The following is a 24,417-nucleotide window of genomic DNA, read 5'->3' as shown; positions in this document are numbered from 1 at the left end:
GTTAATCTGCCTGCAAATAGTTTGGAGCAGGCAATGTTCAATTTCAGTGTTTTCCTTTCCGCGCTGGGGATTTCGTTCAGCCAGATCGTCGGCATCGGCCCGCAAAACGCTTACGTGCTGAGACAAGGCATAGGCCGCAGCCACGTGCTGCCCATCATCGCCATCTGCATCGCCGCCGACGTGTTGCTGATCGCCGCCGGCGTGCTGGGCGTGGGCAAGGTGGTGGCCGGCATCCCCGGCTTCATCAGCGTGGTCACCTGGGCGGGCGCGGCCTTCATTTTGTGGCTGGGTTTCAAGTCCTTCCGCTCCGCGATGAACGCTGGCGGCATGTCGCTGGAGGGCGGCGTGGAGCGAGATCGGAAGAGCGCCATCCGCACCATCCTGGTGGTGACGCTGCTCAATCCCTTTGTCTGGCTGGACACCGTGGTGCTGATCGGCAGCGTGTCCTCGGTATACGGCGAGCATGGCGCGCTGTCCTTTTTGATGGGCAGCCTCAGCGCCTCGGTGCTGTGGTTCGGCGCCATCGGCCTGTTCGCCGGCAAGCTGGCGCCGCTGTTCACCAAGCCGGCCAGTTGGCGGGCGCTGGACTGCGTGATCGGCTTCGTGATGTTGTTCACCGCCGCCATGTTGATCTACAACTACGGGCTGTCCGCGCCGCTGCCGCTGTAATCGCCCAGCGCCTCCCGCAGGGCTTGGACGGCGGGCAGCTCCAGCGCCTGGGGCGCATGGCATAGGCCGATGCGGCGGTTCGGCTTCGCGCCGGCCAGCGGAATGGCTTCCAGGCCGGGATGGTCGTCGGCCAGCGAAGCCGGCAGCAGCGCCGCGCCCAGCCCGGCTGCCGCCATGTGGGCGGCCAGCCGCAGGCTGCCGGCGCGGGCTGCCGCCGCCAACGTCGGCGCCGCGGCGCCGTGCAAATCCAGCAGCCGCTGGTGGCTGGGGTGGTCGGGACAGACGATCCAGTCCGGTTCGTTCAACTGCGAGATTTCCACGCGCTCGCTTGCCGCCAGCGGATGGCCCGTCGGCACCGCCAGCACGAAATCCTCTTCCCACAAGGGCAGAAACAGCTCGTCTTCGCAGCGGCCATCCTCTGGCGCCAGCCTCGCGTCGCCGCAACACCCTTCCCGAATCTCCAGCAATATCGCCGGCTCGGCGCGCGCGGCGCGAGCCAGCAGCGTCTCCAGCTGGCCGCGGCCCACGTCCGGGTCCACCCCCAGGCATAAGGGCGGGCAGTCGCGCCGCTGGCGGAACATCCGCGCCAGCGCGTCGGCCTGGGCCAGCATCCTGCGCGCTTGCGGGTAGAGCAGGCGCGCGTCCTCGCTGACCTCCACGCCGCGCGGCAGCCGTTGGAACAGGGTGGCGCCCAGTTCCTCCTCCAACTGGCGTATGGTGACCGACAGCGTGGGCTGAGTGACGAACAGCCGCTGCGCCGCCAGCGTGACGCTGCGTTCTTCGAATACGGCGACAAAAGCCTTCAGTTGGCGAATATCCATAGATGTTATCTATATCTGTCAGTGATTTTTATCATTTTTCAGCAGGTTTATTGGTGAATATACTGCATGGCATGAGTTTCGCATCGATAAATTTTATGGAAGGAGTGTGTCCATGAACAAACCCCTGATCGTGATCACCGGCGCCAGCTCCGGCATCGGCGCGGCTGCCGCCAAATTGTTTTCCCAGGCGGGCCACCCATTGTTGCTGTTGGCGCGCCGCATCGAGAAATTGGAGGCGCTGGAGTTGCCCGACACGCTGTGCCGCCAAGTGGACGTGACCGACCCCGACCAGTTGCAGGCCGCTCTGGCGGAGGCCGAGGCCAAGTTCGGGCCGGCCGACGCCATCGTCAACAACGCCGGCGTGATGTTGTTGGGCGCGATGGTCCAGCAAGACCCGGACGAGTGGCAGCGCATGCTGGATGTCAACGTCAAGGGCCTGCTCAACGGCATCCACGCGGTCTTGGCCGGCATGGCCGCCCGCGGCCGCGGCACCATCATCAACATCAGCTCCATCGCCGGGCGCAAGACCTTTCCCAATCATGTGGCCTATTGCGGGACGAAGTTCGCGGTGCACGCGATTTCGGAAAATCTGCGCGAGGAAGTGGCGGGCAGCGGCGTGCGCGTGATCACCATCGCGCCGGGCGCGGTGGAGACCGAGCTGCTGGGTCACACCACCGACGCGGCGATCAAGGCGGGCTACCAGGAGTGGAAGCAGCAGATGGGCGGCGTGCTGGAGGCTGACGATGTGGCCGAAGCCATCGCCTACGCTTACGGCCAGCCGCAACGCGTGTGCGTGCGGGAGATCGTGCTGGCTGCCACCGGGCAGCAGGCGTAAATGGGGCAGGCCGGGCGCTCAGCGTCTGGCCAAGGAGGCAAGGGAGAAGGGCGGGACGCGTATGCGGCCCGCCCTTTTGCATGGATATTTTCACTACGAAACAAATGTAATTTTTAGGTAAAACAACAACATATAGTTAGAATATCAAATTGAAATTATATAAATAATAATTCTTTCCGGAATGATTATTCATTTGCCATAAAAAAAGCTCCGTGACGCAACACTCAAGGAGAAAGAGATCATGACAAGGAAAATCATTATGCTGTGCGCGCTTGGCGCGGCTTTGGCGGGCCAGACCGGCGCCGCGCTGGCCATGCCGGTCAACAACAGCTACATCCAGTCCAGCGCCAACGAGATCCGCGGCTTCCTCGGCTCTTACGCGCGGCCGACGGTGTACGTGGATCAACGCGCCTGCGGCGAGCCGCAATCCAGCGCGATGGCGTGCGGGCCATACACCATCAGCGTGGGCACCGGCTTCCTGCAGCAGCAGGAAAACAGCTACGGCAACTACGTGGCCAAGTTCATCCTGGCGCACGAGTGGGGCCATTCGGTGCAGTTCGCCAACAATATCTATAAGCAAGCGCCGATGCAGGAGCTGCAGGCCGATTGCGTAGGCGGCACCTTCGCCAAATACGCCGAGAGCAATCTGCGCTATCCAAGCTTCATCGAGAACGCCGTGGTCTCCGCGCGCAACGCAGCCGACTACGCCGAGCACGGCACGCCGTCGCAGCGCGACTATTACTCGCGCTACGGCTACGCCAACGGCTTCTCCGCCTGCATGAACAGGATCTGACGATGAAGAGGGCAACCGCGTTGCTCGCAGCGGCCGCAGGGACGGCGGCCGCCGTGGCATGGTTATGGCTGCCCGCTCGCACCGCGATGACGGACGGCGCTTCGGAAGGGACGCCGTCCGTCGCGGCGAGCGCCAAGGGAGAAACGAGACGGGGCGGGCCGGCGGGGAGCGGCGCGAAAGTATCGGCCGATGGCTTCAGCTTCGCGGTGGGCGGAGATCCATCGGCCTCGTCGCGGCAGCAGGACGCGGCCTCGCCAAGGGAAGCGCCGGCGGAGCTGGCGCGCAAGCAACAGTTGCGCAAGCTGGGCTACGCGATCGCCGCGCGCTATTACCAGATGTCGTTGTCCGATCTGCGCATGGCCGCTAGCCGCGGCGATCCGCAAGCGTTGACGCATCTGGCCGAGCGCTATCTGTTCCAGCTGGACGGCAAGCCCAAGGAACCGGATTACCAGCCGGATTTCCGTTATCGCGAGGAGGCGCGCGAAGCGCTGCAGCAGGCGTATGCGCGCGGCAACCTGCACGCGGCGGCCATCATCTCGGAGAGTTATCTGTTGGAGAAAAAGCCGGAAGAGGCCGCCGCCTGGAACCTGGTGGCGCGCCGCTCCGGCGACGCGCTCAGCGCCGATTGGCTGCTGAAAACCAAGGACTACCAGGCCTTGACCGAGCAGCAGAAGGCCGGCGCGGCGCAACGCGCCGACCAGCTGTGGCAGTCTCTGCAGCAGCGCAAGGCCGCGGCCAGGTAGTCTGAAGGGACGCGGCGCTTCAACGCGGCCTGCCGGGCCGGGGCGAAGCGCCGCGCACCTCGAACTTCACCGCTTGAACCACCTTGCCGTCCCCGCCTCGCAGCTCCAGCCGATGCCTGCCCGGCCAGGGGAACCAGGCCAGTTCCGCTCCACTTCCCAGCCGTTTCCCGTCCAGCCACCATTGCGGCTTGGCCACGCCGCGCGCGCGAAGGACCATGCGCTGGTTGGTCGGCGGGATGTCGGGGTCGAGCGCGAAGATGCTGCCGTCCACCGGCGCGGCGATGCCCGGCGTCAGGTCGGCGGCGGAACCTTTTTGCGGCACGATCAGCGCGCGTTGGGTGCCGGCCAGGAACCATTCGGTCCGTGGCGCGGCCACGTCGCCTTGGTAGCGCACCTTTTGACGCACCAGGCCGGGCGGCGGGACGGGCGGCGGCAGCGGCGGGGCCGATTGCTGGGCGCGGTCCAGCACGGTTTGCCACACCGGCGCGGCGCCGTGCATGCCGGACACGTCCCACATCGGCTCGCCGCTGGCGTTGCCCACCCAGGCCGCGACGGTGAAGCGGCGCGAAAAGCCGACTGCCCAGTTATCGCGCATGTCCTTGCTGGTGCCGGTCTTCACCGCGCTCCAGTAGCGGGTGGACAGCGCGCTTTCCAGGCCGAAGGTGAGCGCGCGCGCGGTGCGGTCGGACAGGATGTCGGCGATGATGAAGCTGCTGGCCGCGTCCAGCCGGCGTTCCGGCTTGGGCTTGGCGTCGGCCTGCGTCCAGCGCGCGGGGCTGGCCAGGCCCTGGTTGGCCAGCGTGCGGTAGGCATTGGCCAGGTCCAGCAAGCGGATGTCGGCCGCGCCCAGCGCCAGGCTGTAGCCGTAGTAGTCGCCGTCCTCGGTCAGGCTGGAAAAGCCCAGCTTGACCAGCCGGTCGCGCGCGGCATTGGGGGTGACCATTTCTATCGTCCGCACGGCCGGGATGTTCAATGACGAGGCCAGCGCGGTGCGCACCGGCACCAGGCCCTTGAAGTCCTTGGAGTAGTTTTGCGGCGCGTACAGACCGCCGCCGGTCTGCAGGTCCAGCGGGCTGTCGTCCAGCAGTGAGGCCGCGGTCAGGTAATGCTTCTCCAGCGCCTGCTGGTAGAGGAAAGGCTTGAGCGTGGAGCCGGCCTGGCGCAGAGAGGTGACGCCGTCCACCTGGGCGGCGTTGGACAGGCCGCGGCCGCTGGAGCCCACCCAGGCCAGAATGTCGCCGCTCTGATTGTCGAGCACCACCAGCGCGCCGTCCTGCACATTGCGCTGCGACAGCGCGGACAGGTGGCGGCGCAGCGCGGCGGCGGCGAAGCGCTGCAGCGGCAGGTCCAGCGTGGTGGCCACCCGGCTGCCGGCGGTAAAGTGACGCGCCTGCTGCAGCTTCTGCGCGAAGTGCGGCGCGTCCTGCTCGGCCAGCGGGTTGGCGGCGCGGCTGCGGGCCAGGGCCTGCGCGGCGCGCACGCCCAGCGCCGCGCAGTCCGGCTTGCGGCCCATGCCCTGCAGGATATGGCAGGCGCGGCCGGCCACCTTGTCCGGCGCGGCGTTGGGCGCGCGGATCAGCGCCACCGCGATGGCCGACTCTTCCAGATTCAGCCCGGACGGCAGCTTGCCGAACAGCGTGGACGACAGCGCGGACAAGCCTACCAGCTCGCCGCGGAAACCGACCAGATTGAGATAAGCCTCCAGGATTTCCGCTTTGGTCCAATGCCGCTCCAGCCAGGCGGCGGACCAGGTCTGGCCCATCTTCTGCCACAGGCTGCGCCCGCCCTTGCTGACTTTCAAATCGTCGTCCAGCAGTCCGGCCAGCTGCATGGTCAGCGTGGACGCGCCGCGGGTGCGGGTATTCCACAGATTGGCCCAGGCCGCAGCCGCCGCGCCGGACCAGTCCACGCCGCTGTGTTGGTAAAAGCGCTTGTCCTCGGACAACACCAGCGCCTGGCGAAAGGCGGGCGAGGTATCGGCCAGGCCGACCCAGTCCTGCCGCCGCGCCTGCTTGTCGACGCGCAGCCGCTGCAGGACCTGGCCGTGGCGGTCCAGCAGCGTCACGTCGGACGGTTGCCAGGCGGCTTTTACCTCCTTGAACGTGGGCTGGGCCCAGGTGGGGGCGGAGAGGAGTGCGAGGGTGAGTAGGCAGGCGTTGGCTGGGGTCACTTCGGTTGCTTTTCTGGTGGCTGGAAGAATGCATTGGGGTTTTGCGCAGGGCGTCCGCTGGATGCGCCCGTGCATTGTATGTCGATGACGCTGCGCCGGATATCGGTAAAAGCAAAAGCGTGGCCAGAAGCATCGCCTAGACAGCCGGCTCTCGGCAAAGTCTTGTCTTTGTGATGCCGATTGCCGGAACGGCGAAGTCGGGAAGAGATTCGCAGAACGAAGCCAGGGCAAGTCTTGGTACGGATTATATGGGTAACTGCTTGTCGAATTATCTCAGCCTGAGTTTTTTGCGCCAGGATTCCTTTTTTGTTTTTGCTATATATCATTACATTGACTCTATTGCGGTCTGGAGCAGAATGTGAAAATGAAACTGATTCTTCTTATGTTTCTTGCGTCGATGGCGGCGAGCGCGCAAGTGCTTTTTATCCAGTATCCCAAGCCTGAGTCGAGCGGGGATAGACGGTATGCCGATTATTACTGGTCTGTCTTGCGTTTGGCTATGAAGAAATCGCGTAGCAAGTTTGGAGCTTATGAAATACGCGAGTCTGCAGTCGACATGAATGAGAGAAGAGCCAAGAAACTTATCGAAATGGGCGGCGATGGCATAGATATCATGGTGCATGGGAATATATCCACTTGGGGCGCCAGTCTGAATCCGGTTCGGTTTCCTTTGGACAAGGGCGTGTTGGGATATAGAATATTCCTGTTGCGCAAGGATACCTGCGAAGAGATGCTCGCCCGCGCGAACAATAATCTGAAAAATTATACCATAGGGCAGGGCAGTGGCTGGGAGGATATAGACATATTGAGGGATGCCGGATATCGCGTAGTTGATGGCGGTAGTTATGAAAACTTGTTCAAAATGCTGAGCGAAGGACGGTTTGATCTGTTTTCGCGCGGGGTCAATGAAATTAAAAAAGAGCTGGATGGAAACAGAGGCATTCACCCCAATTTGACGATTGAGCCAAGGTATGCGATATACTATCCCTTGGCCCGATATTTTTATGTTGCCAAGACAAAAAAAGGGGAAGAGATTAAAAAAAGGCTTTTGTATGGCCTGAATGGAATCAATAGGGATGGAAGTCTGGATAAGCTGTTTAATGAGGTGATCATTCCGACCATCAGCGATTTGCACATTGGGTCCCGCGAGATTTTTTACATAAAAAATCCTTTCATTACCGAGCGGGATAACAAGATTCTGAACGAAAATCTTTTTCGGCCCGCGCGCGAGCCGGTGCGAAAATTTCAGTGTGAATGAAAATCAGATGCCGAGTCGCCGATTTTGAATTCTGGGGCGTCGATAATGCCAGTCTCGGCGCGAGGACGCGCACGTTGCCAAGCAGCTTGCCTATTGCTGTTTCCCGGGGCGGTGTTTGGAGCGGCTAACCAAGCCCCTGATGCGGCGTTGCGCCGACTTTTCGTACTGCTGGCGCTGTCTGCGTCGACGCGCCTCACTTCAGTCGTAAAACTGCGTTTGTAAGCCACGCTTAAGGGCCATCATGCGGGCTCTTTATTCATTGGCAAGCGATGATGGCTGCTATAGAGGAACTTAGCATTTCTCTTGTGTGGCTAAGTTGTTGATTCTGCGGATTCGTGCGTTCGGCTGACCAGAATTCTGAAAATGGGCGTTCTGCCGTTCTGGGAACGACATGCAGGTGGAAGTGGGTCAGCTCATTGAAGACGCCGCCATTCTGGCAGAGGGTGATGCCGTCCGGGCGGTATAGCAGCTTGATGGCCCTGGAAACGATCTGGGATGTTTCCATGACGGTTTTCGCCAGGGGATCGTCCAGTTCTTCCAGCTCCACCGCGTGTCGCTTGGGAACGATCAGCGCATGCCCTTCGCTGAAGGGATCGTGGTCGAGCAGGCATGTCACAAAGTCGTCTTCGTAAACTGTGTGTATGGTTTCCCGGCCAATGGCCAAACGGCGTCCCAGGCATTTCATCTTCCTCCCCTTATCATGGCGCGCATGAGGCCTCTCCTCGAAAATGAAAGGAGAGGCCATCACCTCATTTGCCGCCGTCCACCACCTTGAATACCCCGTTCGGCGACATGCCGAACACGTCCGGCGCGTACATCGCCTCCACCCGGGTCGGCGGCAGTTTGAAGACGCCGGGGTTATTCAGCCGCATCGTGTACTCCACCTTCAGCTCGCCGCGCGGCACGTAGCTGTAGTAGGCGCGATAGCCGGCGAAGCGGCGTTCGATGTAGTCGGCGTAGTCGCCGCCGTTGCCGGACTTGGCGTCGATGGCCGAGTCGCGGCCCAGGCCGCTGCCCTGGATCGCCGCGCCGGCCGGGATCGGGTCATCCACCACCACCCAGCTCATGTCGCTTTGCGCCTGGATGACCAGCGTCACCTTGACCACGTCGCCGGGCTGATATTGGCCGTCCACCTTCTGGCTGACCGGCGTCAGCGTCTTCTTGATGCTGTAGCCTGCGTAACGCGCGGTTTTCAGCGGGATGGCGGCTTCCGCCTGGATGGTGGCCCACGGGGCGCCCGAGCCGGCGTGCTTGAGCTGCAAGCTGCCGGCCGCTGCCGGCCAGGGCAGCAGGCCCAGTTGCTTGACGCCTTCCTGCGGCCAGGCGAGGCTCAGGCTGGAATTGCCGAGGACGGCGCGGGTCTGGCCCGCCACCGGCGCGGTTTCGAACTGGCGCGAGAACTGCGCGGCGGCCAGAGATCCCCACAGATTGGCGGTGGTGGTGCCCCAATGGCCTTTTTGCTGGCGGGCGAGCAGGCCGGTCAGCAGGCGCGGCATGTCGGCCTGCCAGTCCGGCAGCTTGCGCGCGGCCAGCAGCAGCTTGGCGGCGTTGACGTCGCCGTTGCCCATCAGCCACCAGGCGTAGTCGCTGGCCTCGGTGCTGAAACCCATCTTGGTGCCTTGGTAGGTCAGGCGGGCGCGCAGCAGGTTGGAGGCTTCCGCGCTGCGGCCGGCGCGCTGGGGGATGTCCGCCGCGCGGTTCAGCAGCGACAGCCAGTCCACCAGCATGGCGGTGCCCATCTTCTGTGGGTTCAGGTCCAGCACGTCCAGCATCGCCGGGCGGAAGCGGCCGTAGCGCGACAGCGCGTCCATCGCCGCGAGCCGGCGCGCGTCGGCGTCTTGGCGGCTGGTGGGCAGATCGCGCTTGAGCTTGCCTTCGACGAAGGCGGACAGGCCGTCCAGCATTTTGCCGCGCGGACCTTCCGGGATGGCCATGCCGGATTCGTTGGCCACGGACAGCAGGTAGCTGGTCAGCACGTCGCTGCCGCGGTCCGGCGCGCCTTCCCCAAGCGGGAAGTAGGCGGCCAGGCCGTTGCCGTCCAGATACAGCGGCAGCTCGCTCATCAGTTGCTCCCAGCGTTTGCCGTCGGACAGGCCGATGGCGATGGAGCTGCGCTGCTCCAGGCAGGCGTAGGGGTAGTCCTCGAACCAGCGGCGCACGCCGGGCAGGCTGTTGCCCAGTTTGGCCTGCAGGCTGACGCGGATGCCGCCGCGGCCCGGCAGCGCGCCCGGCGGCGGCGCCGCGGGGATGGCCAGATCGGGCGACACGCGTTGCAGCGTGGCCTGTTCCACCGTCACCGGCACGGCGGGGTCGACCTGCTGCTTGACCGCCAGCTTGTCGGCGGCCTTGCCGTCCACTTGCTGGGCGGCGAAGGTCCATTGCGCCTCTTTCAGGCCTTCCGGCACCGTCACATTCCAGCTGACCAGCCGCGCCTCGCCCACCGGCAGGCTGATTTCCCGGGCCGGCAGCGCTGGGAGGCCGGACGCGGCGGCGGAAACCTTGATCTTCAGCGGCTTCTCGCCGCCGTTGCGCACGGTGACGCCGGCCTGGAACTGGTCGCCCTCGCGCGCCAGCGGCGGAATGCCGGAAGTCAGTTGCAGATCTTGCGTGACGTTGAAGCCGGATTCGCCAGTGCCGAACATGTCATTGCCGACATCGGCCACCGCCACCAGGCGGAAGCGGCTGAGGGCGTCGTTGGTGGTCACTTTGACGCGGGCGCTGCCGTTGGCGTCCAATTTCACGCTGGGTTGCCAGGTGAGCAGGGTGTCCAGCAGCTCGCGCGTCGGCGCTTTGCCGCCGCCGCCGCCCGGCGGCAGCGATTTGCGGCCGTAGTGGCGCTTACCCACCACCTCCAGCTGGGCGGTGGCGGTTTCCACGCCGTAGCTGTGGCGCTGGTACATCGCCTGCATCAGCTCCCAGCTGTGGTTGGGTTGCAGCTCCAGCAGCGCTTCGTCCACCGCGGCGAAGGCCACCTCGGTGCCGGCCGGGGCCGGCTTGCCATTGGGCAGCTTCACCTTGATGGCAACTTCGGCGGTCTCGCGGATGCCGTAGCTCTTCTTGGCCGGCGTCACCTCCACGCTCAGCCGTTTGGCGGCGTCGCCCACCTGGATTTCGGCGATGCCGTATTTGAAGGCCGGGCGCGACAGGTCCACCATCGCGGTCGGCGGCGCATAGTCGCCGCCTTCGTTCCAGTAGGCGTCCCACCATTCCGACGGGCTCTTCCAGCCCCAGGTGAAGAACGAGTACCACGGCACGTCACGCACGCGGCCGCGGACGGCCAGCACCGACACGTAGACGTTGGGCGTCCAGTCGGGGCCGATTTTCAGTTCTACCGTCGGGTCCTTGCCTTCCAGTTCCACCACGCGGGTTTCCAGAATGCCTTCGCGCTCGATGGCCAGCCAGGCGGTGGCTTTGCGGAAGGGCATGCGCACCTGGAAGCGGGCGGTTTCGCCGGGCAGGTAGCTGGTTTTCTCGGGCAGGATGTCGATGCGGTCGTTGTTGTCGACGTCGAACCACAGTTCGTCATGCTTGCTGACCCACACCGATTGCGCGGCCTGGGCGACGTTGCCCTGGCCGTCCTTGGCTTCGGCGATCAACTCCATGTCGCCGGCGTCCTTGAGGTTGATGTCGCAGAACACCAGGCCGCGGGCGTCGGACGTGCCGCTGCACACCTTGCCCTTGTCGTCGGTTTCCTCGTTGTGGTCCCAGGCGTAGAAGCCGCCGACCAGCCTCTTGCGGCTGGACAGGTAGCGGTGCTCGCGCAGCGTCACCTTGACGTCCTGGTTGGCGACAGGTTTGCCCGCGGTGTCCAGCACCACGGCTTTCAGTTTCAGCGCGCGGCCGGCGGTGATCCAGCTGTCGACGCTGACGCCCACCTGCAGCGCGGCCGGCCACAGCGGGATGCGGCGGGTGAGGGTCTGGGTTTCGCCGTTGGGATCGCGGTAGGCGGCCTCGGTCACCAGATCGTAGCGGCGGTCCAGCTTGGGCAGCTTGTCGATAGCCACCTTGCCGTTGCCGTTGGCGTCCAGCTTCAGCGCGGCCTTGTCCAGCACCACCTTGCCATCGAGCGAGCCATCGCTGTTTTCGCGGCTGCGCTGCGGGGGCGAGAAGGTGAAGCCGTCGTAGGCCTTGAAGTGGGTATAGCTGTCGGCCAGCATCGCGCTGACCTCCACCGGCCAGTCCTTGGCCGGGCCGCCGTTGCCCCAGGACATCGACACATTCAGCGGCACTTGCTTGGCGCCGATATTGGCGCCCTTGGCGGTGAAGATGCGGCCGGTCATCACCGGCAGGCGGAATTCCTCGACGCGGAAGCCGCCGCTGCGCAGCGAATAGCCGTCCAGCTCCGGACTGGCCGGCTTGGCCTTGTCGTCCGGGCCGCGCGTGCCCTTGCGTTCCAGATACAGTGTGTACTCGCCCAGCTTGGCCTCCTTCGGCAGCGCGTAGCTGCTTTCGGCGTAGCGGCCGTTGCGCCAGGCTAGCGGCAGGTTGATTTCATCGCCGCTGCCGTCATGGACGATGCGCAGCTGTTGCGGCAGTTGGCCGGGTTTCAGCTGAACCAGGCCCTTGCCGGCCTGCACTCGCAGCAGATGCTTCATCGACACCGTTTCGCCGGCGCGGAACAGCGGGCGGTCCAGAATGGTATGGGCCAGTATGGACGGGTTGTCGTTCCATTGGGTGGGGAAGGGGAAGCGCCAGGATTCGATGCCGCGGTTCCAGCCGGATCGGACGAAGGACACGTCTTCGTTGCCCTGCGCGTCTTTGGCGCGGGCGGTGACGAACAAGCCGGACAGCGCCTCGTCGGACGAGCATTCGCCGCCGTTCAACTGCTTGTTGATGCTGGCGATGCCGTTTTTGTCGGCCTTGCCGGACCACAGGGTCTCGCCCTTGCAGTCGTAGACGCTGATTTTGGCGTCCGGCACCGGCTTGCCCTTGTCCAGCGTGGTCACCCAAACCGACGCGTTTTCGCCGGAGCGCTTCAGATGCACGGCCATATTGGTGACGAGGGCGGCGGTGCGCACGTACATCGGCTTGTCAGCGCCCAACAGCGATTTGCCCAGCAAGCGGGACGATACCTCCACCACGTAGAGGCCGGGCTTGGGCAGCGGGATGCCCACCACCTCGAACGGCCACTTGCCGTTCTTGTCCGGCTGGGTCGGCAGTTTCAGCGGCGCGGCGTCGCGGTTTTTATTCAGCAACGACACGCGCCGGCTCTCTATGGTTTTGTCCTTGCCGGCAGGCAGATTGCTTTCATGGTAGCGCTGCACCTTGGCCAGCCACTCCATCATGTCGGCGTCGTTCAGCACGTGCAGCGCCTTGCCGCCCAGCTGTACCGACTGGACTTTCAGGTTGGCTTCCACGCCGCGCAGCGTGATCGGCAAGGCGGCGTCGGCGCCGGACTCGATGATGCCGAACGGCGCGGCGGCGAATTTGGCCAGCGGCGGGTAGTCGCCCAGCTTGAACGCGAGCGGGAAGCGGCCGGCGTTGACCAGCGGCCGGCCCACTTCGTCGCGGAAGTCCTTGGGCAGCGTCAGCGTCAAGGTTTCCAGCGGCGGGAACGGCGGCGCGAAGCTGACGCTGTCCACCGGCTCGCCCTTGCTGCGCTCTTGCGGTTGGGGCGCGCGATCTGCGCCGCCGCCGGACAGGCGGATGGCCATCGCCAGCTTTTCCGGCACCGGCGAACTGAAGTTAAGGATGATGGGCTTGAACGGAATGCAGGCGCCCTTGGCGCTCTCGCGCTGGCAGCTCATGTTGGCGCTGAAGGCGGGGCGCACCTGGAAATCCAGCTTGTCCGGCTTGCCGGCGCCGCGCAGGTGGACCAGCGACAGCTTGCTGTCCGGCGCCAGTCGCTGGTCGCAGCGCACGGTCAGCACGCGGGCGGCGTCTTTTTGCAGGTCCAGGTGCTTGAGCAGCGCCGCGCGGTCGGCGCTGGCGAGCGGCCGCACCGGGACGCGCTCCGGCAAGCTCGACGACTGGCAGTACAGCGAGGACGGCGACACATTGGCCGCGTTGAATTTCAGCGCGAAGGCCTGATCTTCCTCGATCCGCCCCTCGTCCGGCCAGTGCCGGCTGATGATGGGCAGGCCGGTGAAGAAGCGGAAGGCTGGTCCGGCCACCGGATTGCCCTGCATGTCCTTCAGGCCGGGCTTCAGCGTGAAGCGGCAATCGGTGTTGGCGGCCGGCGTTTCCGGCAAGTCCAGCGCCCAGGTCTTGTCGTCCACCCAGTGGGCCTTGCCTTTCAGGCCGCAGCTCCAGGAAAAAGGCGCCGGCGCCGCGCTGTTGCCCAGCGCGATCATGCTGGCGGAGAAGGTGGCGCGCACCTGGCTGATTTCCTTCGCTTCGCCCTGAGGGCTGAAGGTGGCCACGCCAGCGTGAGAGGCGGCGGGAGCGGCGAGGGCGGCCAGCATCAGGCCGCGGCGTATCAGAGTTTTCATGACGTCACCGGTGGACGAAAAGGGGCGCGAGGCGCGGTTCGGGTCGGGGCGGATCATTCTTTCAGGATATTTTTCCTGGCGGAAATGGCAATTCGCATGAGGCGGCATGATAGCAGACGAGACGGGACGCCGCGCGCGGGGCGGGAAAATCCTGAGCAATATCAAGACGGAACTCGGGCGGAGTGCGGCGCGTTTCCGCGCCCGGCGCGCGAACGGCGGGCTTTTGCGCCGAAGCCTGAGCGGCCTCGGATGCAGACAAGCGCGGCTCGCGTGCTATACTCTTTGCTTCGTTGGGTGCGTGGTGTAACTCCGCGCAGCGCCGACCTTCATGCCGACCGGCAGGCGCCGGAAACCAGGCGGGAGGCGGCGTCGTACCGTCCCAGATGACTAAACACCTGTCACAGTTAAGGAATCAACATGCAAGTACAGCTGGAAACTCTGAGCAATCTTGAGCGCCGCATGAACATCGCCCTGCCGATGGCCGCCATCGAAACCCAAGTGGCCGAGCGCCTGAAGCGCGTGGCCCGCGGCGCCAAGATCCAAGGTTTCCGCCCGGGCAAGGCTCCGCTGAAGATCGTGGAAATGAACTACGGCGCCCAGGTGCGTGAAGAAGTGATGGGTGAGCAGGTTCAGCAAGGCTTCTACAAAGCCGTGACCGAACAAAGCCTGCGCGTGGCCGGCTATCCGCGCTTCGAACCGGTTGCCGCTGGCGACGACAAGGAAAACTTCAAGTTCGCCGCCACTTTCGAGATCTACCCGGAAGTGAAGGTCGGCGAGCTGGCCGGCAAGGAAATCGAAAAGCCGGCCGTGACCGTCGGCGACGCCGAAATCGAGAAGACCATCGATATCCTGCGCAAACAGCGCACCCGCTACAACCGCGTTGAGCGCGCCGCCGCCGAAGGCGACCGCGTGATCATCGACTTCAAGGGCGCCATCGACGGCGTGGCCTTCGAAGGCGGCTCCGCTGAAAACTTCCCGTTCGTGCTGGGCCAAGGCCAGATGCTGGCCGAGTTCGAAGCCGGGATCGTCGGCGCCAAGGAAGGCGACATCAAGAGCGTGGAAGTGAGCTTCCCCGAGGACTACCATGGCAAGGACGTGGCCGGCAAAACCGCCGTGTTCGAAATCCTGGTGAAGAACGTGGCTGAAGCCACCCTGCCGGAAGTGGACGCCGATTTCGCCAAGGCTCTGGGCATCGCGGAAGGCGACGTTGAGAAAATGCGCGGCGAAATCCGCAAGAACGTCGAGCGCGAAGTGAAGCGCCGCCTGCAGGCCCGCATCAAGGAAAACGTGATGCAAGCGCTGATCGACGCCACCGAGCTGGAGCTGCCGAAGGCGCTGATCAGCCTGGAAATCGGCCGCTTGGTCGAGCAGGCCCGCCGCGACATGCAGCAACGCGGCATGAACGTCAAAGACATGCCGTTCCCGCCGGAACTGTTCACCGCCCAGGCCGAACGCCGCGTCAAGCTGGGCCTGATCCTGTCCGAAATGGTTGAGGCCAACAAGCTGGAGGCCAAGCCGGAACAGGTTCGCGCCATGATCGTCGAATTCGCCGACAGCTACGAGCAGCCGGAAGACGTGCTGGCCTGGTACTACGAGAGCGCCGACCGTCTGGAAGGTCCGACCTCGATGGTCCTGGAAGACAATGTGGTTGAATTTGTGCTGTCCCAGGCCAATGTTGTAGCCAAGGACCTGTCCTTCGACGAACTGATGGGCAGCCAAGCCTGATAACAACTTTCGGAGTGGCCGATGAAATCTATGATGGAACCGCAAGGTCTGGGCTTGGTGCCCATGGTGGTGGAGCAGAGTGGTCGCGGCGAGCGAGCCTATGACATCTACTCTCGCCTGCTGAAGGAGCGCATCGTCTTCTTGGTCGGCCCCGTCACCGACGAGTCGGCCAACTTGGTTGTGGCGCAGATGCTGTTTCTGGAGTCGGAAAACCCGGACAAGGACATCCATTTCTACATCAACTCGCCGGGCGGCTCGATTACCGCCGGCATGTCGATCTACGATACGATGAACTTCATCAAGCCGGACGTTTCCACGCTTTGCATCGGGCAGGCGGCCAGCATGGGCGCCTTCCTGCTGGCGGCCGGCACGCACGGCAAGCGCTTCGCGCTGGAAAACAGCCGGGTGATGATCCATCAGCCGCTGCTGTACGGCGGCGGCCTGTCCGGCCAGGTGACCGACATCGAAATCCATGCCCGCGAGCTGGTGAAGGTGAAGGCCAAGATGAACGAGCTGTTGGCCAAGCATTCCGGCCAGACGCTGGAGCGGGTGCAATCCGACACCGAGCGCGACAACTTCATGTCCGCCGAAGAGGCCCGCGCCTACGGTATGATCGATAAAGTGCTGTCTTCCCGTCGGGATGTGACGGCCTAAGTAGTGGAATGGGCTAATGGCTGACAAAAACGGCAACGAGAAGCTCCTCTACTGCTCTTTCTGCGGAAAGAGCCAGCATGAGGTGCAGCGGCTGATCGCCGGACCGCAGGTGTTCATCTGCAACGAGTGCGTGGAGCTGTGCAACGACATCATCCGCGAAGAGCTGGAAAAAGGCGTTGGCGGCGAATCGGCGGGCGGCGCGTCCTCCGATCAGCCGCTGCCGACGCCGCAGGAGATTCGCGCGGATCTGGACCAGTACATCATTGGTCAGGATTTCGCCAAGAAGACCCTGTCGGTGGCGGTGTACAACCACTACAAGCGGCTGTACAACAAGGGCGGCAAGGACGATGTCGAGCTGGCCAAGAGCAACATCCTCTTGATCGGCCCGACCGGCTCCGGCAAGACCCTGCTGGCCCAGTCGCTGGCGCGCCTCTTGGACGTGCCCTTCGTCATCGCCGACGCCACCACGCTGACCGAGGCGGGGTATGTGGGCGAGGATGTCGAGCACATCATCCAGAAATTGCTGCAGAAGTGCGACTACGATGTGGACAAGGCCCAGCGCGGCATCGTCTACATCGACGAGATCGACAAGATTTCGCGCAAGTCGGAAAACCCGTCCATCACCCGCGACGTATCGGGCGAGGGCGTGCAGCAGGCGCTGTTGAAGCTGATCGAAGGTACGGTGGCTTCGGTGCCGCCGCAGGGCGGCCGCAAGCATCCGAACCAGGAGTTCATCCAGGTCGACACCACCAACATCCTGTTCATCTGCGGCGGGGCTTTCGATGGTCTGGACAAGATCATCCGCCAGCGTTCCGAGAAGGGTGGCATCGGCTTTGGCGCCGAGGTCTCCTCCAAGGACGACGGCAAGAGCCTGACCAAGGTGTTCCAGGAGGTGGAGCCGCAGGACATCATCCGCTTCGGCCTGATTCCGGAGTTGATCGGTCGTCTGCCGGTGGTGGCTACGCTGGAGGAGCTGGACGAGGAGGCGCTGGTTTCCATTCTGACCCAGCCCAAGAACGCGCTGATCAAGCAGTACCAGAAGCTGTTCTCGCTGGAAACGGTGGAGCTGGAAGTGCGTCCGTCGGCGCTGCGCGTGATCGCCAAGCAGGCGCTCGCCCGCAAGACCGGCGCCCGCGGCCTGCGTTCCATTCTGGAGCGCGCGCTGCTGGACACCATGTACGAGCTGCCGTCCATGCAGGATGTGGAAAAAGTCGTTGTTGACGAGAAGGTGATCGAGAAGGGCGACAAGCCGCTTTTCATCTATCGTGAAGGCGGCGGTGTGGCACAATCCGCCTGACGGCCTGGCCTGAATGACTGAACCGCCCGTCAGGGCGGTTTTTTATTTGTCACCGCCGTAATCTGTTTTAGTATGGGGTGTTGATATTCTGGCCTTTCGCCCCATTTTCCAAGCATTGTTTCCCCAAGCTAAGGTTAGGTGATATGCCGCAACCCGCAGAAATCCGAGAAGAGACCTCGCTGCCGCTGCTTCCGCTGCGCGATGTGGTGGTCTTTCCGCACATGGTCATTCCGCTGTTCGTCGGACGGGCCAAGTCGATCCGTGCGCTGGAACTGGCCATGGACGAAGGCAAGCAGATCCTGCTGGTGGCCCAGCGCTCCGCCTCCAAGGACGAGCCGTCCGCCGAGGACCTCTACAGCGTGGGCACCATCGCAGCGGTGCTGCAAATGCTCAAGCTGCCCGACGGCACCGTCAAGGTGCTGGTGGAAGGGCGCCAGCGCGCCACCATCCAGGGCGTTGGAGAGGAGGATGGCTGCTTCGTCGCCGAGTTCGAGCCGCTGTCCAGCGAACTGGAAGAGTCCAACGAGACCGAGGCGATGCGCCGCGCCCTGCTCGCCCAGTTCGAGCAGTACGTCAAGCTGAACAAGAAAATTCCGCCTGAGGTGCTGAATTCGCTGGCAGGCATCGATCGCGCCGGCCGGATGGCCGACAGCATCATCGCCCATCTGCCCTTGAAACTGGAGCAGAAGCAGGAAGTGCTGGAAATGTTCGACGTCGCCACCCGGCTGGAGCACTTGATGTCCCAGCTGGAGGGCGAGATAGACATCCTGCAGGTGGAGAAGCGCATCCGCGGCCGCGTCAAGCGCCAGATGGAGAAGAGCCAGCGCGAGTACTACCTGAACGAGCAGGTCAAGGCCATCCAGAAAGAGCTGGGCGAGATGGACGAGGCTAGCGATCACGAGGAGTTGGAACGCCGCATCAAGGCCGCCGGCATGAGCAAGGAAGGCCGCGAGAAGGCGCTGTCCGAGCTCAAGAAGCTTAAAATGATGTCGCCGATGTCGGCCGAGGCCACCGTGGTCCGCAACTACATCGACATCCTGCTTGAGCTGCCGTGGAAGAAGAAGACCAAGATCAGCAAGGATGTGGCCAAGGCTGAAGAGGTGCTGGACGAAGATCACTTCGGCCTGGAGAAGGTCAAGGAGCGCATTCTGGAGTACCTGGCGGTGCAGCAGCGCGTAGATCGCCTCAAGGCGCCCATCCTGTGCCTGGTGGGCCCTCCGGGCGTCGGCAAGACCTCGCTGGGCCAGTCCATCGCCCGCGCCACCAACCGCAAGTTCGTGCGGATGGCGCTGGGCGGCGTGCGGGACGAGTCGGAGATTCGCGGCCATCGCCGCACTTACATCGGCTCCATGCCGGGCAAGGTGCTGCAGAACATGGCCAAGGTGGGGGTCAAGAATCCGCTGTTCCTGCTGGACGAGGTGGACAAGCTGGGCGCCGACTTCCGCGGCGATCCGTCTTCCGCGTTGCTGGAAGTGCTGGATCCGGAGCAGAACCACGCCTTCATCGACCACTACGCCGAAGTCGAGTACGACCTGTCCGATGTGATGTTCGTGGCAACCGCGAATTCATTGAATATCCCCCCGGCACTGCTGGACCGCATGGAAATCATCCGTCTTTCCGGCTATACCGAGGACGAAAAGGTCAGCATCGCGCAGAAATACCTGTTGCCGAAGCAGGTCGAGGCGAATGGCGTGCGTGAGGGCGAACTGGCGGTTCAGGAGTCGGCCTTGCGCGACATTGTCCGCTACTATACCCGCGAGGCGGGGGTGCGCAGCCTGGACCGCGAAGTGGCCAAGATTTGCCGCAAGGTGGTGACCGGCTCGTTGCTGAAGCCAGCCAAGGCGGCCAAGGCGACCGTGTCGGCCAAAAATCTGGACAAGTATCTAGGCGTGCGGCGCTTCGATTACGGCTTGGCCGAAGAGCAGAACCGCATCGGCCAGGTGACCGGGCTGGCATGGACCGAGGTAGGCGGCGAGTTGCTGACCATCGAGGCGGTGTCGCTGCCAGGCAAGGGCAATATCGTGCGCACCGGCCAGCTGGGCGAGGTGATGCAGGAGTCGATCACGGCGGCGATGAGCGTGGTGCGAAGCCGCGCGAGAAGCCTGGGCGTCAAGCCGGACTTCTACGAGAAGAGCGACATGCACATCCACGTGCCGGAAGGCGCGACGCCCAAGGATGGTCCCAGCGCGGGCATTGCGATGACCACGGCCATCGTCTCGGTGCTGACCGGCATTCCGGTGCGCGCCGATGTCGCGATGACCGGGGAGATCACGCTGCGCGGCGAGGTGCTGCCGATCGGCGGGCTGAAGGAGAAATTGTTGGCGGCGCATCGCGGCGGCATTCGCCACGTGCTCATCCCAAAGGGCAATGAAAAGGATCTGGCGGAGATTCCGGCCAACATCAAGCAGAAGCTGGAAATCCATCCTGTCAAGTGGATTGATGAGGTTTTGGCGCTGGCGCTGGAACGCCAGCCGGAAGAATTGTCGCAAGAAGAACAGTCTGGCGATATTCCTCCGGCGCAAGATGCCGGCAAGAATGTGCCCGTTCTGAAGCATTAATAATCATGCGCTTACCGAGGCTGTGAATAAGTGTTGTCATCACGGCTTCCCGTTGTGCTTGCGAATTAGCAAAATGGCCGTGGAAGCCGCTTGACACAAGGATTTCCGCCTTGCTATAAAGCAAGCGTTTTTATCTGAACTACGTAGACCGAGAACGACGAAAGGGGACTTACGTGAACAAGTCTGAACTGATTGACGCCATTGCGGCTGAAGCCGATATCTCCAAGGCTGCCGCCGCCAAGGCTTTGGACGGCATGGTTGCTGCCGTTACCACTGCCCTGAAAAAAGGCGATACCGTGACCCTGGTGGGTTTCGGCACCTTCTATGTGGGCGAGCGCGCCGAGCGTAGCGGCCGCAACCCGAAGACCGGCGCCACCATCAAGATCCCGGCTGCACGTTCTCCGAAGTTCCGTGCTGGCAAGGCACTGAAAGACGCGCTATAATTGTTCCCTCTTGTCGGGGTTGGATTTGATCCAATCCCGACAGAGCGCGAATTAAGGGCGTTTAGCTCAGTTGGTAGAGCGTCTGCCTTACAAGCAGAATGTCGGCGGTTCGACTCCGTCAACGCCCACCAACGGTACGGAGTGGTAGTTCAGTTGGTCAGAATACCGGCCTGTCACGCCGGGGGTCGCGGGTTCGAGCCCCGTCCACTCCGCCAAAATACACGAGAGAAGGTGAACCGGTTTGCGCGTTCACCTTTTTTTTTACAGGGGTGGCCTTAGCCAATCGTCATGTTCGAGTTTGTCCAGAACAACAAAACCGTCATTCAAGTGATCCTGGGCGCGGTAGCCCTGACTTTCGTGGGATTCGGCGTCGGCAGCTACTCCAGCGCCACGGACGATCCCTACCTGGTCAAGGTCGGCAAAGCCAAGATCTACAAGCGCGATCTGGATCGCGCGCTCGAGGGCCAACCCAGCGATCCGGCGACCCGCCAGGCCGCGCTGGAAAACCTGATTCGCCAGGAGCTGCTGCTGGCCGACGCGCGAGACCACGGCGCGGCCGTCAGCCATGAGCAGTTGCGCAAGGTGATCGCCTCTATTCCCGCCTTTCAGGAAAACGGGCAGTTCAGCGCGCAGCGTTACAGTGAGTTCCTGAAGAGCCGCTATCCCAATCCTGAAGCCTTTGAGGCCGACATCGGCCGCGACATCTTGCTGCAGAGCCAGTTGAATAGCGTAGCGGGCACCCAGTTCGTATCCAATACAGTCGTCGAGCGCGTCGCGGGCTTGCTGGGCGAGGGGCGCGAGTTGCAGCAATTGGTGCTGAAGCCGTCCGATTTCGCCTCTGAGGTGAAGACCGACGCCGCCGCGATCAAGGCCTACTACGACGCCAACGCCAAGCGCTTCCGCCTGCCGGAGCAGGTGAAGCTGGATTACGTGGTGTTGTCTCAGGACGCGTTGGCCCAGAACATCAAGGTCAGCGATGCCGACGTGCAGAAATACTTCGACCAGCACAAGGCGGACCTGGCGGGCGAGCAGCGCCGCGCCTCGCATATCCTGCTGGCTGTCCCCAAGGACGCCAAGCCGGAGCAGAAGGCCAAAATCAAGGCCGAAGCCGAAGCCATTCTGAAAGAGGCGCGCGCCAATCCGGCCAAGTTCGCCGAGCTGGCCAAGGCCAAGTCGCAGGATCCGGGTTCGGCGGAGAAAGGCGGCGATCTGGGCTTCAACGCCCGCGGCATGATGGTCAAGCCGTTCGACGACGCGGTGTTCAAGATGAAGCCGGGCGAAATCAGCGATCTGGTGGAAACCGAGTATGGCTTCCACATCATCCGCCTGGATGCGGTCAAGTCGCAGAGCCTGGACGACGTGAAGGGCGCGATCGTCGACAAGCTGCAGAAGCAGAAGTCCGCCGCTTTGTTCCGCGAACAGGCGGACAAGCTGAACGAAATCGCCTACCAGCAGGCCGATTCGTTGAAGGGGGTGGTCGATGCGCTCAAGCTTGACGTCAAGCGCTCGGACTGGGTCCGGCGCAGCCAGCCGTCGCAGGATGAGCTGTTGGGCAATGCCAAGCTGCAGGCCGCGGTGTTCAGCGACGACGTGCTGAAGAAAAAGCACAACAGCGAGGTGGTGGACATCGGGGGCAGCCGTTTGGTGGTCGCGCGCGTGGCCGAGCATCAACCGGAGCGTCAGCAGCCGTTGGCCGACGTCAGCGACGCCATCCGCAAGGAGTTGGTGGAGCGCGAGGGAGCCAAGCTGGCGGACAAGAAGGGCCAGTCCCTGTTGGCCGAGCTGAAGGCGGGCAAGGGCGCGGATGCGCAGCAGTGGAGCGCCGCCGCGACAGTATCGCGCCGCGCCGCTTCCGGCATGCCGGCGGCAGATTTGCGCGCGGTGTTCGCCGTGGCCGGCGGCAAGCTGCCAGGCTTCGCCGGCGTGCGCCACGATGCCGGGGAGTATGTGATCTACCGCGTCAACAAGGTGATTCCGGCTCCGGCCATCAATGACGTCGAGCGCGGCCAGCTGGGCGGCATGCTGGGCGAACTGAGCGCCAATAGCCAATTGGCCAGCTACCTGAAGGCGCTGCGGGAGAAATATCCCGTCACCGCCGGCAACCAGTCGCTGACTGACAACAACTGATCCTGGTGTTGCAGGATGGTCAAAGCCCCGCGCAAGCGGGGCTTTTCGCATTCAGGCGACGGCGCGGCGATCAAGGGCCCGTTTGTCAGCTTCCAGGCGCAGCGCGTCCAGCAGCAGCCTGGCCTTGCGCGGCATGCCGCGGTTGGCGAATACGGCGTGCATCTGCGGATCGTCGCCTTGGCTGGATACGATGCGGAAATCCGGGCATAGCCGGACCAGCTCGCCGCGTGCGGCCATGGGTTCCGCCAGCCAGTCGCCCAGCCGGGCGATGCCCATGCCGGCGCGCACGGCGTCCAGCACGCCGTTGCCGGAGTTGCTGCGGTGCCAGGCGGCAAGGTTGAGGCTGACGGTTTGCCGGTCCGACACGAAATTCCATGCTTTCAGCACCCTGGGCGCGGAGTGGATCACCACCCGGTGCTGCGGCAGCTCGCTTGGGTGGCGCGGCTCGCCGTGGCGGGCGACATAATCCGGGCTGGCGTACAGGTGGCGGCGGTAATGCCACAGCGGATGGCCGATGAGCTCGCTGGAGGCGGGGAAGGCGCCGCGAATGGAGAAGTCCAGCTTGTCCCGTATCGGCTCCAGTATCGAATCGCTGTACAGCACCTCGAAGCGCAGGCCGGAATGGGCGTCGGCCAACCTGGCCAGCACGGCGGGCAGAAGTTCGCGTCCCAGCGTTTCCGGCGCGGAGAAGCGCAACAGGCCGCGCGGCGCGCCGGCCTGTTGGCTCAGCTCTTCCTCAGCCTGCTGCTGCAGGTCCAGCATCTGGCGGGCTGAGGGATAGTAGGCCTCGCCGGCCATGGTCAGCTCCACCTGCTTGCTGGAGCGGGCCAGCAGCATCGCGCCCAGCTCCTCTTCCAGCGCCTGCAGCGCGCGGGTGGCGCTGCTGGGCGAGATGCCCAGCTGGCGGGCGGCAGCAACGAAGCTTTTCTGCTCCACCACCGCGCAGAATATGCGGATTCCCCATAGCGGCTTCATAGCGACTCCAATATTGCGGTTTTTGCAATATTACATTGCAAGCATTGTTTCGGGCCAGCACGTACAATTTGCGTCGAGGAGGATGACAATGTTGTTGAGCTTGAGTTTTCTATGCCTGATCGCCTTTTGCGCCGGTCTGGTGGATGCCGCCGTCGGCGGCGGCGGCCTGATTCAGATTCCCGGCCTGTTCAGCGCGCTGCCCAACGCGGCGCCTGCCACCATTTTCGGCACCAATAAACTGTCGGCGGCGGTGGGCACGCTGTCGGCGGCGCGTTCCTATCTGAGCCGGGTGCGGCTGCCGTGGCGGCTGGTGCTGCCGGCCGCGGCCACCGCTTTCGTGTTTTCTTTCGCCGGCGCGGCGGCGGTGTCGCAAATTCCCAAGGGTGTGATTCGGCCGCTTGTGCTGGTTCTGCTGCTGGTGATGGCGGTGTACACGTTGTGGAAGAAGGATTTCGGCAAGCTGCACAAGCCGGTGGCCATCGGCCGGCGCGAGATGGCGATAGGCATGGCCATCGGCGGCGCCATCGGCTTCTACGATGGCCTGTTCGGCCCCGGCACCGGCAGCTTTTTGATGTTTCTGTTCATCCGCTTCTTCGCCTTCGACTTTCTGCACGCGTCGGCGGCGGCCAAGGTGGTGAACCTGACCACCAATGTCGCGGCGCTGATCTTTTTCGTCGGCGCCGGCCATGTGCTGTATCAGTTCGCGCTGCCGATGGCGGCTGCCAATATGGCCGGCGCGATGGTAGGCACCCGGCTGGCGATGCAAAAGGGCGCTGGCTTCGTGCGGGTGCTGTTTCTTGGCCTGACCAGCGTGCTGATCTGCAAGTTGGCCTGGGATATTTTCTTGGGCTGAACGGCCTAGCCCTGGAGCGGCCGCTTTGAACTGAGGCGGCCGCTCCTTTATCATGTAGCCTGAAT

Annotated in this window: 17 protein-coding genes and 2 tRNA genes; 14 read left to right on the top strand and 5 right to left on the bottom strand. The window is 63.5% G+C overall.

Translation table 11 applies throughout. From position 1 onward, the window contains the following. Window positions 1-33 precede the first annotated feature (33 nt). Window positions 34-669 (top strand): LysE/ArgO family amino acid transporter, encoded by a 636-nt coding sequence (locus tag DK842_RS19995; RefSeq protein ID WP_114063034.1) that lies wholly within the window; start codon window positions 34-36, stop codon window positions 667-669. Here DK842_RS19995 and DK842_RS19990 read toward each other — a convergent pair. Then, window positions 639-1,490, bottom strand: a complete 852-nt coding sequence (locus tag DK842_RS19990; RefSeq protein WP_114063033.1) for a LysR family transcriptional regulator — start codon at window positions 1,488-1,490, stop codon at window positions 639-641. The genes DK842_RS19995 and DK842_RS19990 overlap by 31 nt on opposite strands. Window positions 1,491-1,602: 112 nt before the next feature. Here DK842_RS19990 and DK842_RS19985 point away from each other — a divergent pair, with 112 nt between their 5' ends. The 3 genes from DK842_RS19985 to DK842_RS19975 all read left to right on the top strand — a co-directional run bounded on the left by DK842_RS19985 (window position 1,603) and on the right by DK842_RS19975 (window position 3,861). Then, window positions 1,603-2,325 (top strand): SDR family oxidoreductase, encoded by a 723-nt coding sequence (locus tag DK842_RS19985; RefSeq protein WP_114063032.1) that lies wholly within the window; start codon window positions 1,603-1,605, stop codon window positions 2,323-2,325. Between the two features lie 241 nt (window positions 2,326-2,566). Continuing rightward, on the top strand, window positions 2,567-3,118 hold the full coding sequence (locus DK842_RS19980; protein WP_114063031.1) for a neutral zinc metallopeptidase: 552 nt from the start codon (window positions 2,567-2,569) through the stop codon (window positions 3,116-3,118). A gap of 2 nt (window positions 3,119-3,120) precedes the next feature. Continuing rightward, a complete protein-coding gene (locus tag DK842_RS19975; protein WP_145964098.1) occupies window positions 3,121-3,861 on the top strand; it encodes a hypothetical protein in 741 nt (246 codons plus the stop codon). 19 nt (window positions 3,862-3,880) lie between these two features. Here DK842_RS19975 and pbpC read toward each other — a convergent pair whose 3' ends face one another. Next, window positions 3,881-6,031, bottom strand: a complete 2,151-nt coding sequence (gene pbpC / locus DK842_RS19970) for a penicillin-binding protein 1C (RefSeq protein ID WP_114063029.1) — start codon at window positions 6,029-6,031, stop codon at window positions 3,881-3,883. Window positions 6,032-6,389: 358 nt separating this feature from the next. On the opposite strand from pbpC, the gene DK842_RS19965 reads away from it, so the two are divergent. Beyond that, a complete protein-coding gene (locus DK842_RS19965; protein WP_145964097.1) occupies window positions 6,390-7,289 on the top strand; it encodes an amino acid ABC transporter substrate-binding protein in 900 nt (299 codons plus the stop codon). 256 nt (window positions 7,290-7,545) lie between these two features. Here DK842_RS19965 and DK842_RS19960 read toward each other — a convergent pair whose 3' ends face one another. Beyond that, on the bottom strand, window positions 7,546-7,974 hold the full coding sequence (locus tag DK842_RS19960) for an HIT family protein (RefSeq protein WP_114063830.1): 429 nt from the start codon (window positions 7,972-7,974) through the stop codon (window positions 7,546-7,548). Between the two features lie 64 nt (window positions 7,975-8,038). Beyond that, window positions 8,039-13,720, bottom strand: a complete 5,682-nt coding sequence (locus DK842_RS19955; protein WP_198414587.1) for an alpha-2-macroglobulin family protein — start codon at window positions 13,718-13,720, stop codon at window positions 8,039-8,041. A gap of 417 nt (window positions 13,721-14,137) precedes the next feature. Here DK842_RS19955 and tig point away from each other — a divergent pair, with 417 nt between their 5' ends. The 8 genes from tig (at window position 14,138) to DK842_RS19915 (ending at window position 22,524) form a co-directional block, all read left to right on the top strand. Next, window positions 14,138-15,445 carry a trigger factor gene (gene tig, locus DK842_RS19950; RefSeq protein ID WP_114063026.1) on the top strand — a complete coding sequence of 436 codons (1,308 nt, stop codon included), beginning with the start codon at window positions 14,138-14,140 and terminating at the stop codon, window positions 15,443-15,445. 21 nt (window positions 15,446-15,466) lie between these two features. Continuing rightward, window positions 15,467-16,099, top strand: a complete 633-nt coding sequence (gene clpP / locus DK842_RS19945) for an ATP-dependent Clp endopeptidase proteolytic subunit ClpP (RefSeq protein WP_011136105.1) — start codon at window positions 15,467-15,469, stop codon at window positions 16,097-16,099. Between the two features lie 16 nt (window positions 16,100-16,115). Further along, window positions 16,116-17,396 (top strand): ATP-dependent Clp protease ATP-binding subunit ClpX, encoded by a 1,281-nt coding sequence (clpX, locus tag DK842_RS19940; protein ID WP_114063025.1) that lies wholly within the window; start codon window positions 16,116-16,118, stop codon window positions 17,394-17,396. 143 nt (window positions 17,397-17,539) lie between these two features. Beyond that, the gene (lon, locus tag DK842_RS19935; protein WP_114063024.1) at window positions 17,540-19,954 is read left to right on the top strand and encodes an endopeptidase La; all 2,415 of its coding nucleotides are present in this window, start codon (window positions 17,540-17,542) and stop codon (window positions 19,952-19,954) included. Window positions 19,955-20,127: 173 nt separating this feature from the next. Then, window positions 20,128-20,397: an HU family DNA-binding protein gene (locus DK842_RS19930; protein ID WP_114063023.1), complete on the top strand. Its 270-nt coding sequence runs from the start codon at window positions 20,128-20,130 to the stop codon at window positions 20,395-20,397. Between the two features lie 55 nt (window positions 20,398-20,452). Further along, a tRNA-Val gene (locus DK842_RS19925) sits at window positions 20,453-20,528 on the top strand. 7 nt (window positions 20,529-20,535) lie between these two features. Beyond that, window positions 20,536-20,612 (top strand) — tRNA-Asp (locus DK842_RS19920). A 73-nt stretch (window positions 20,613-20,685) separates the two neighbouring features. Next, entirely contained in the window at window positions 20,686-22,524 is a 1,839-nt protein-coding gene (locus DK842_RS19915) for a SurA N-terminal domain-containing protein (RefSeq protein ID WP_114063022.1), read from the top strand. A 51-nt stretch (window positions 22,525-22,575) separates the two neighbouring features. Here the strand turns inward: DK842_RS19915 and DK842_RS19910 are convergent, their stop codons facing one another. Next, window positions 22,576-23,499 (bottom strand): LysR family transcriptional regulator, encoded by a 924-nt coding sequence (locus tag DK842_RS19910; protein ID WP_114063021.1) that lies wholly within the window; start codon window positions 23,497-23,499, stop codon window positions 22,576-22,578. Between the two features lie 88 nt (window positions 23,500-23,587). Between DK842_RS19910 and DK842_RS19905 the strand changes: the two genes are divergently transcribed. Next, window positions 23,588-24,352 (top strand): sulfite exporter TauE/SafE family protein, encoded by a 765-nt coding sequence (locus DK842_RS19905; protein ID WP_198414586.1) that lies wholly within the window; start codon window positions 23,588-23,590, stop codon window positions 24,350-24,352. The last annotated feature ends 65 nt before the right edge of the window (window positions 24,353-24,417 follow it).

Source organism: Chromobacterium phragmitis (genome assembly GCF_003325475.1).
GTDB classification, from domain to species: Bacteria; Pseudomonadota; Gammaproteobacteria; order Burkholderiales; family Chromobacteriaceae; genus Chromobacterium; species Chromobacterium phragmitis.
Note: the sequence above shows the minus strand (reverse complement) of the source record. Positions and strands in the feature narration are given on the sequence as shown.

Coding starts and splice junctions, on each gene's coding strand:
- tig (WP_114063026.1), top strand. CDS start 14,138: ATGCAAGTACAGCTGGAAACTCTGAGCAATCTTGAGCGCCGCATGAAC.
- clpX (WP_114063025.1), top strand. CDS start 16,116: ATGGCTGACAAAAACGGCAACGAGAAGCTCCTCTACTGCTCTTTCTGC.
- DK842_RS19980 (WP_114063031.1), top strand. CDS start 2,567: ATGACAAGGAAAATCATTATGCTGTGCGCGCTTGGCGCGGCTTTGGCG.
- DK842_RS19905 (WP_198414586.1), top strand. CDS start 23,588: ATGTTGTTGAGCTTGAGTTTTCTATGCCTGATCGCCTTTTGCGCCGGT.
- DK842_RS19910 (WP_114063021.1), bottom strand. CDS start 23,499: ATGAAGCCGCTATGGGGAATCCGCATATTCTGCGCGGTGGTGGAGCAG.
- DK842_RS19960 (WP_114063830.1), bottom strand. CDS start 7,974: ATGAAATGCCTGGGACGCCGTTTGGCCATTGGCCGGGAAACCATACAC.
- DK842_RS19985 (WP_114063032.1), top strand. CDS start 1,603: ATGAACAAACCCCTGATCGTGATCACCGGCGCCAGCTCCGGCATCGGC.
- DK842_RS19995 (WP_114063034.1), top strand. CDS start 34: ATGTTCAATTTCAGTGTTTTCCTTTCCGCGCTGGGGATTTCGTTCAGC.
- DK842_RS19915 (WP_114063022.1), top strand. CDS start 20,686: ATGTTCGAGTTTGTCCAGAACAACAAAACCGTCATTCAAGTGATCCTG.
- lon (WP_114063024.1), top strand. CDS start 17,540: ATGCCGCAACCCGCAGAAATCCGAGAAGAGACCTCGCTGCCGCTGCTT.
- DK842_RS19955 (WP_198414587.1), bottom strand. CDS start 13,720: ATGAAAACTCTGATACGCCGCGGCCTGATGCTGGCCGCCCTCGCCGCT.
- DK842_RS19975 (WP_145964098.1), top strand. CDS start 3,121: ATGAAGAGGGCAACCGCGTTGCTCGCAGCGGCCGCAGGGACGGCGGCC.
- DK842_RS19990 (WP_114063033.1), bottom strand. CDS start 1,490: ATGGATATTCGCCAACTGAAGGCTTTTGTCGCCGTATTCGAAGAACGC.
- clpP (WP_011136105.1), top strand. CDS start 15,467: ATGAAATCTATGATGGAACCGCAAGGTCTGGGCTTGGTGCCCATGGTG.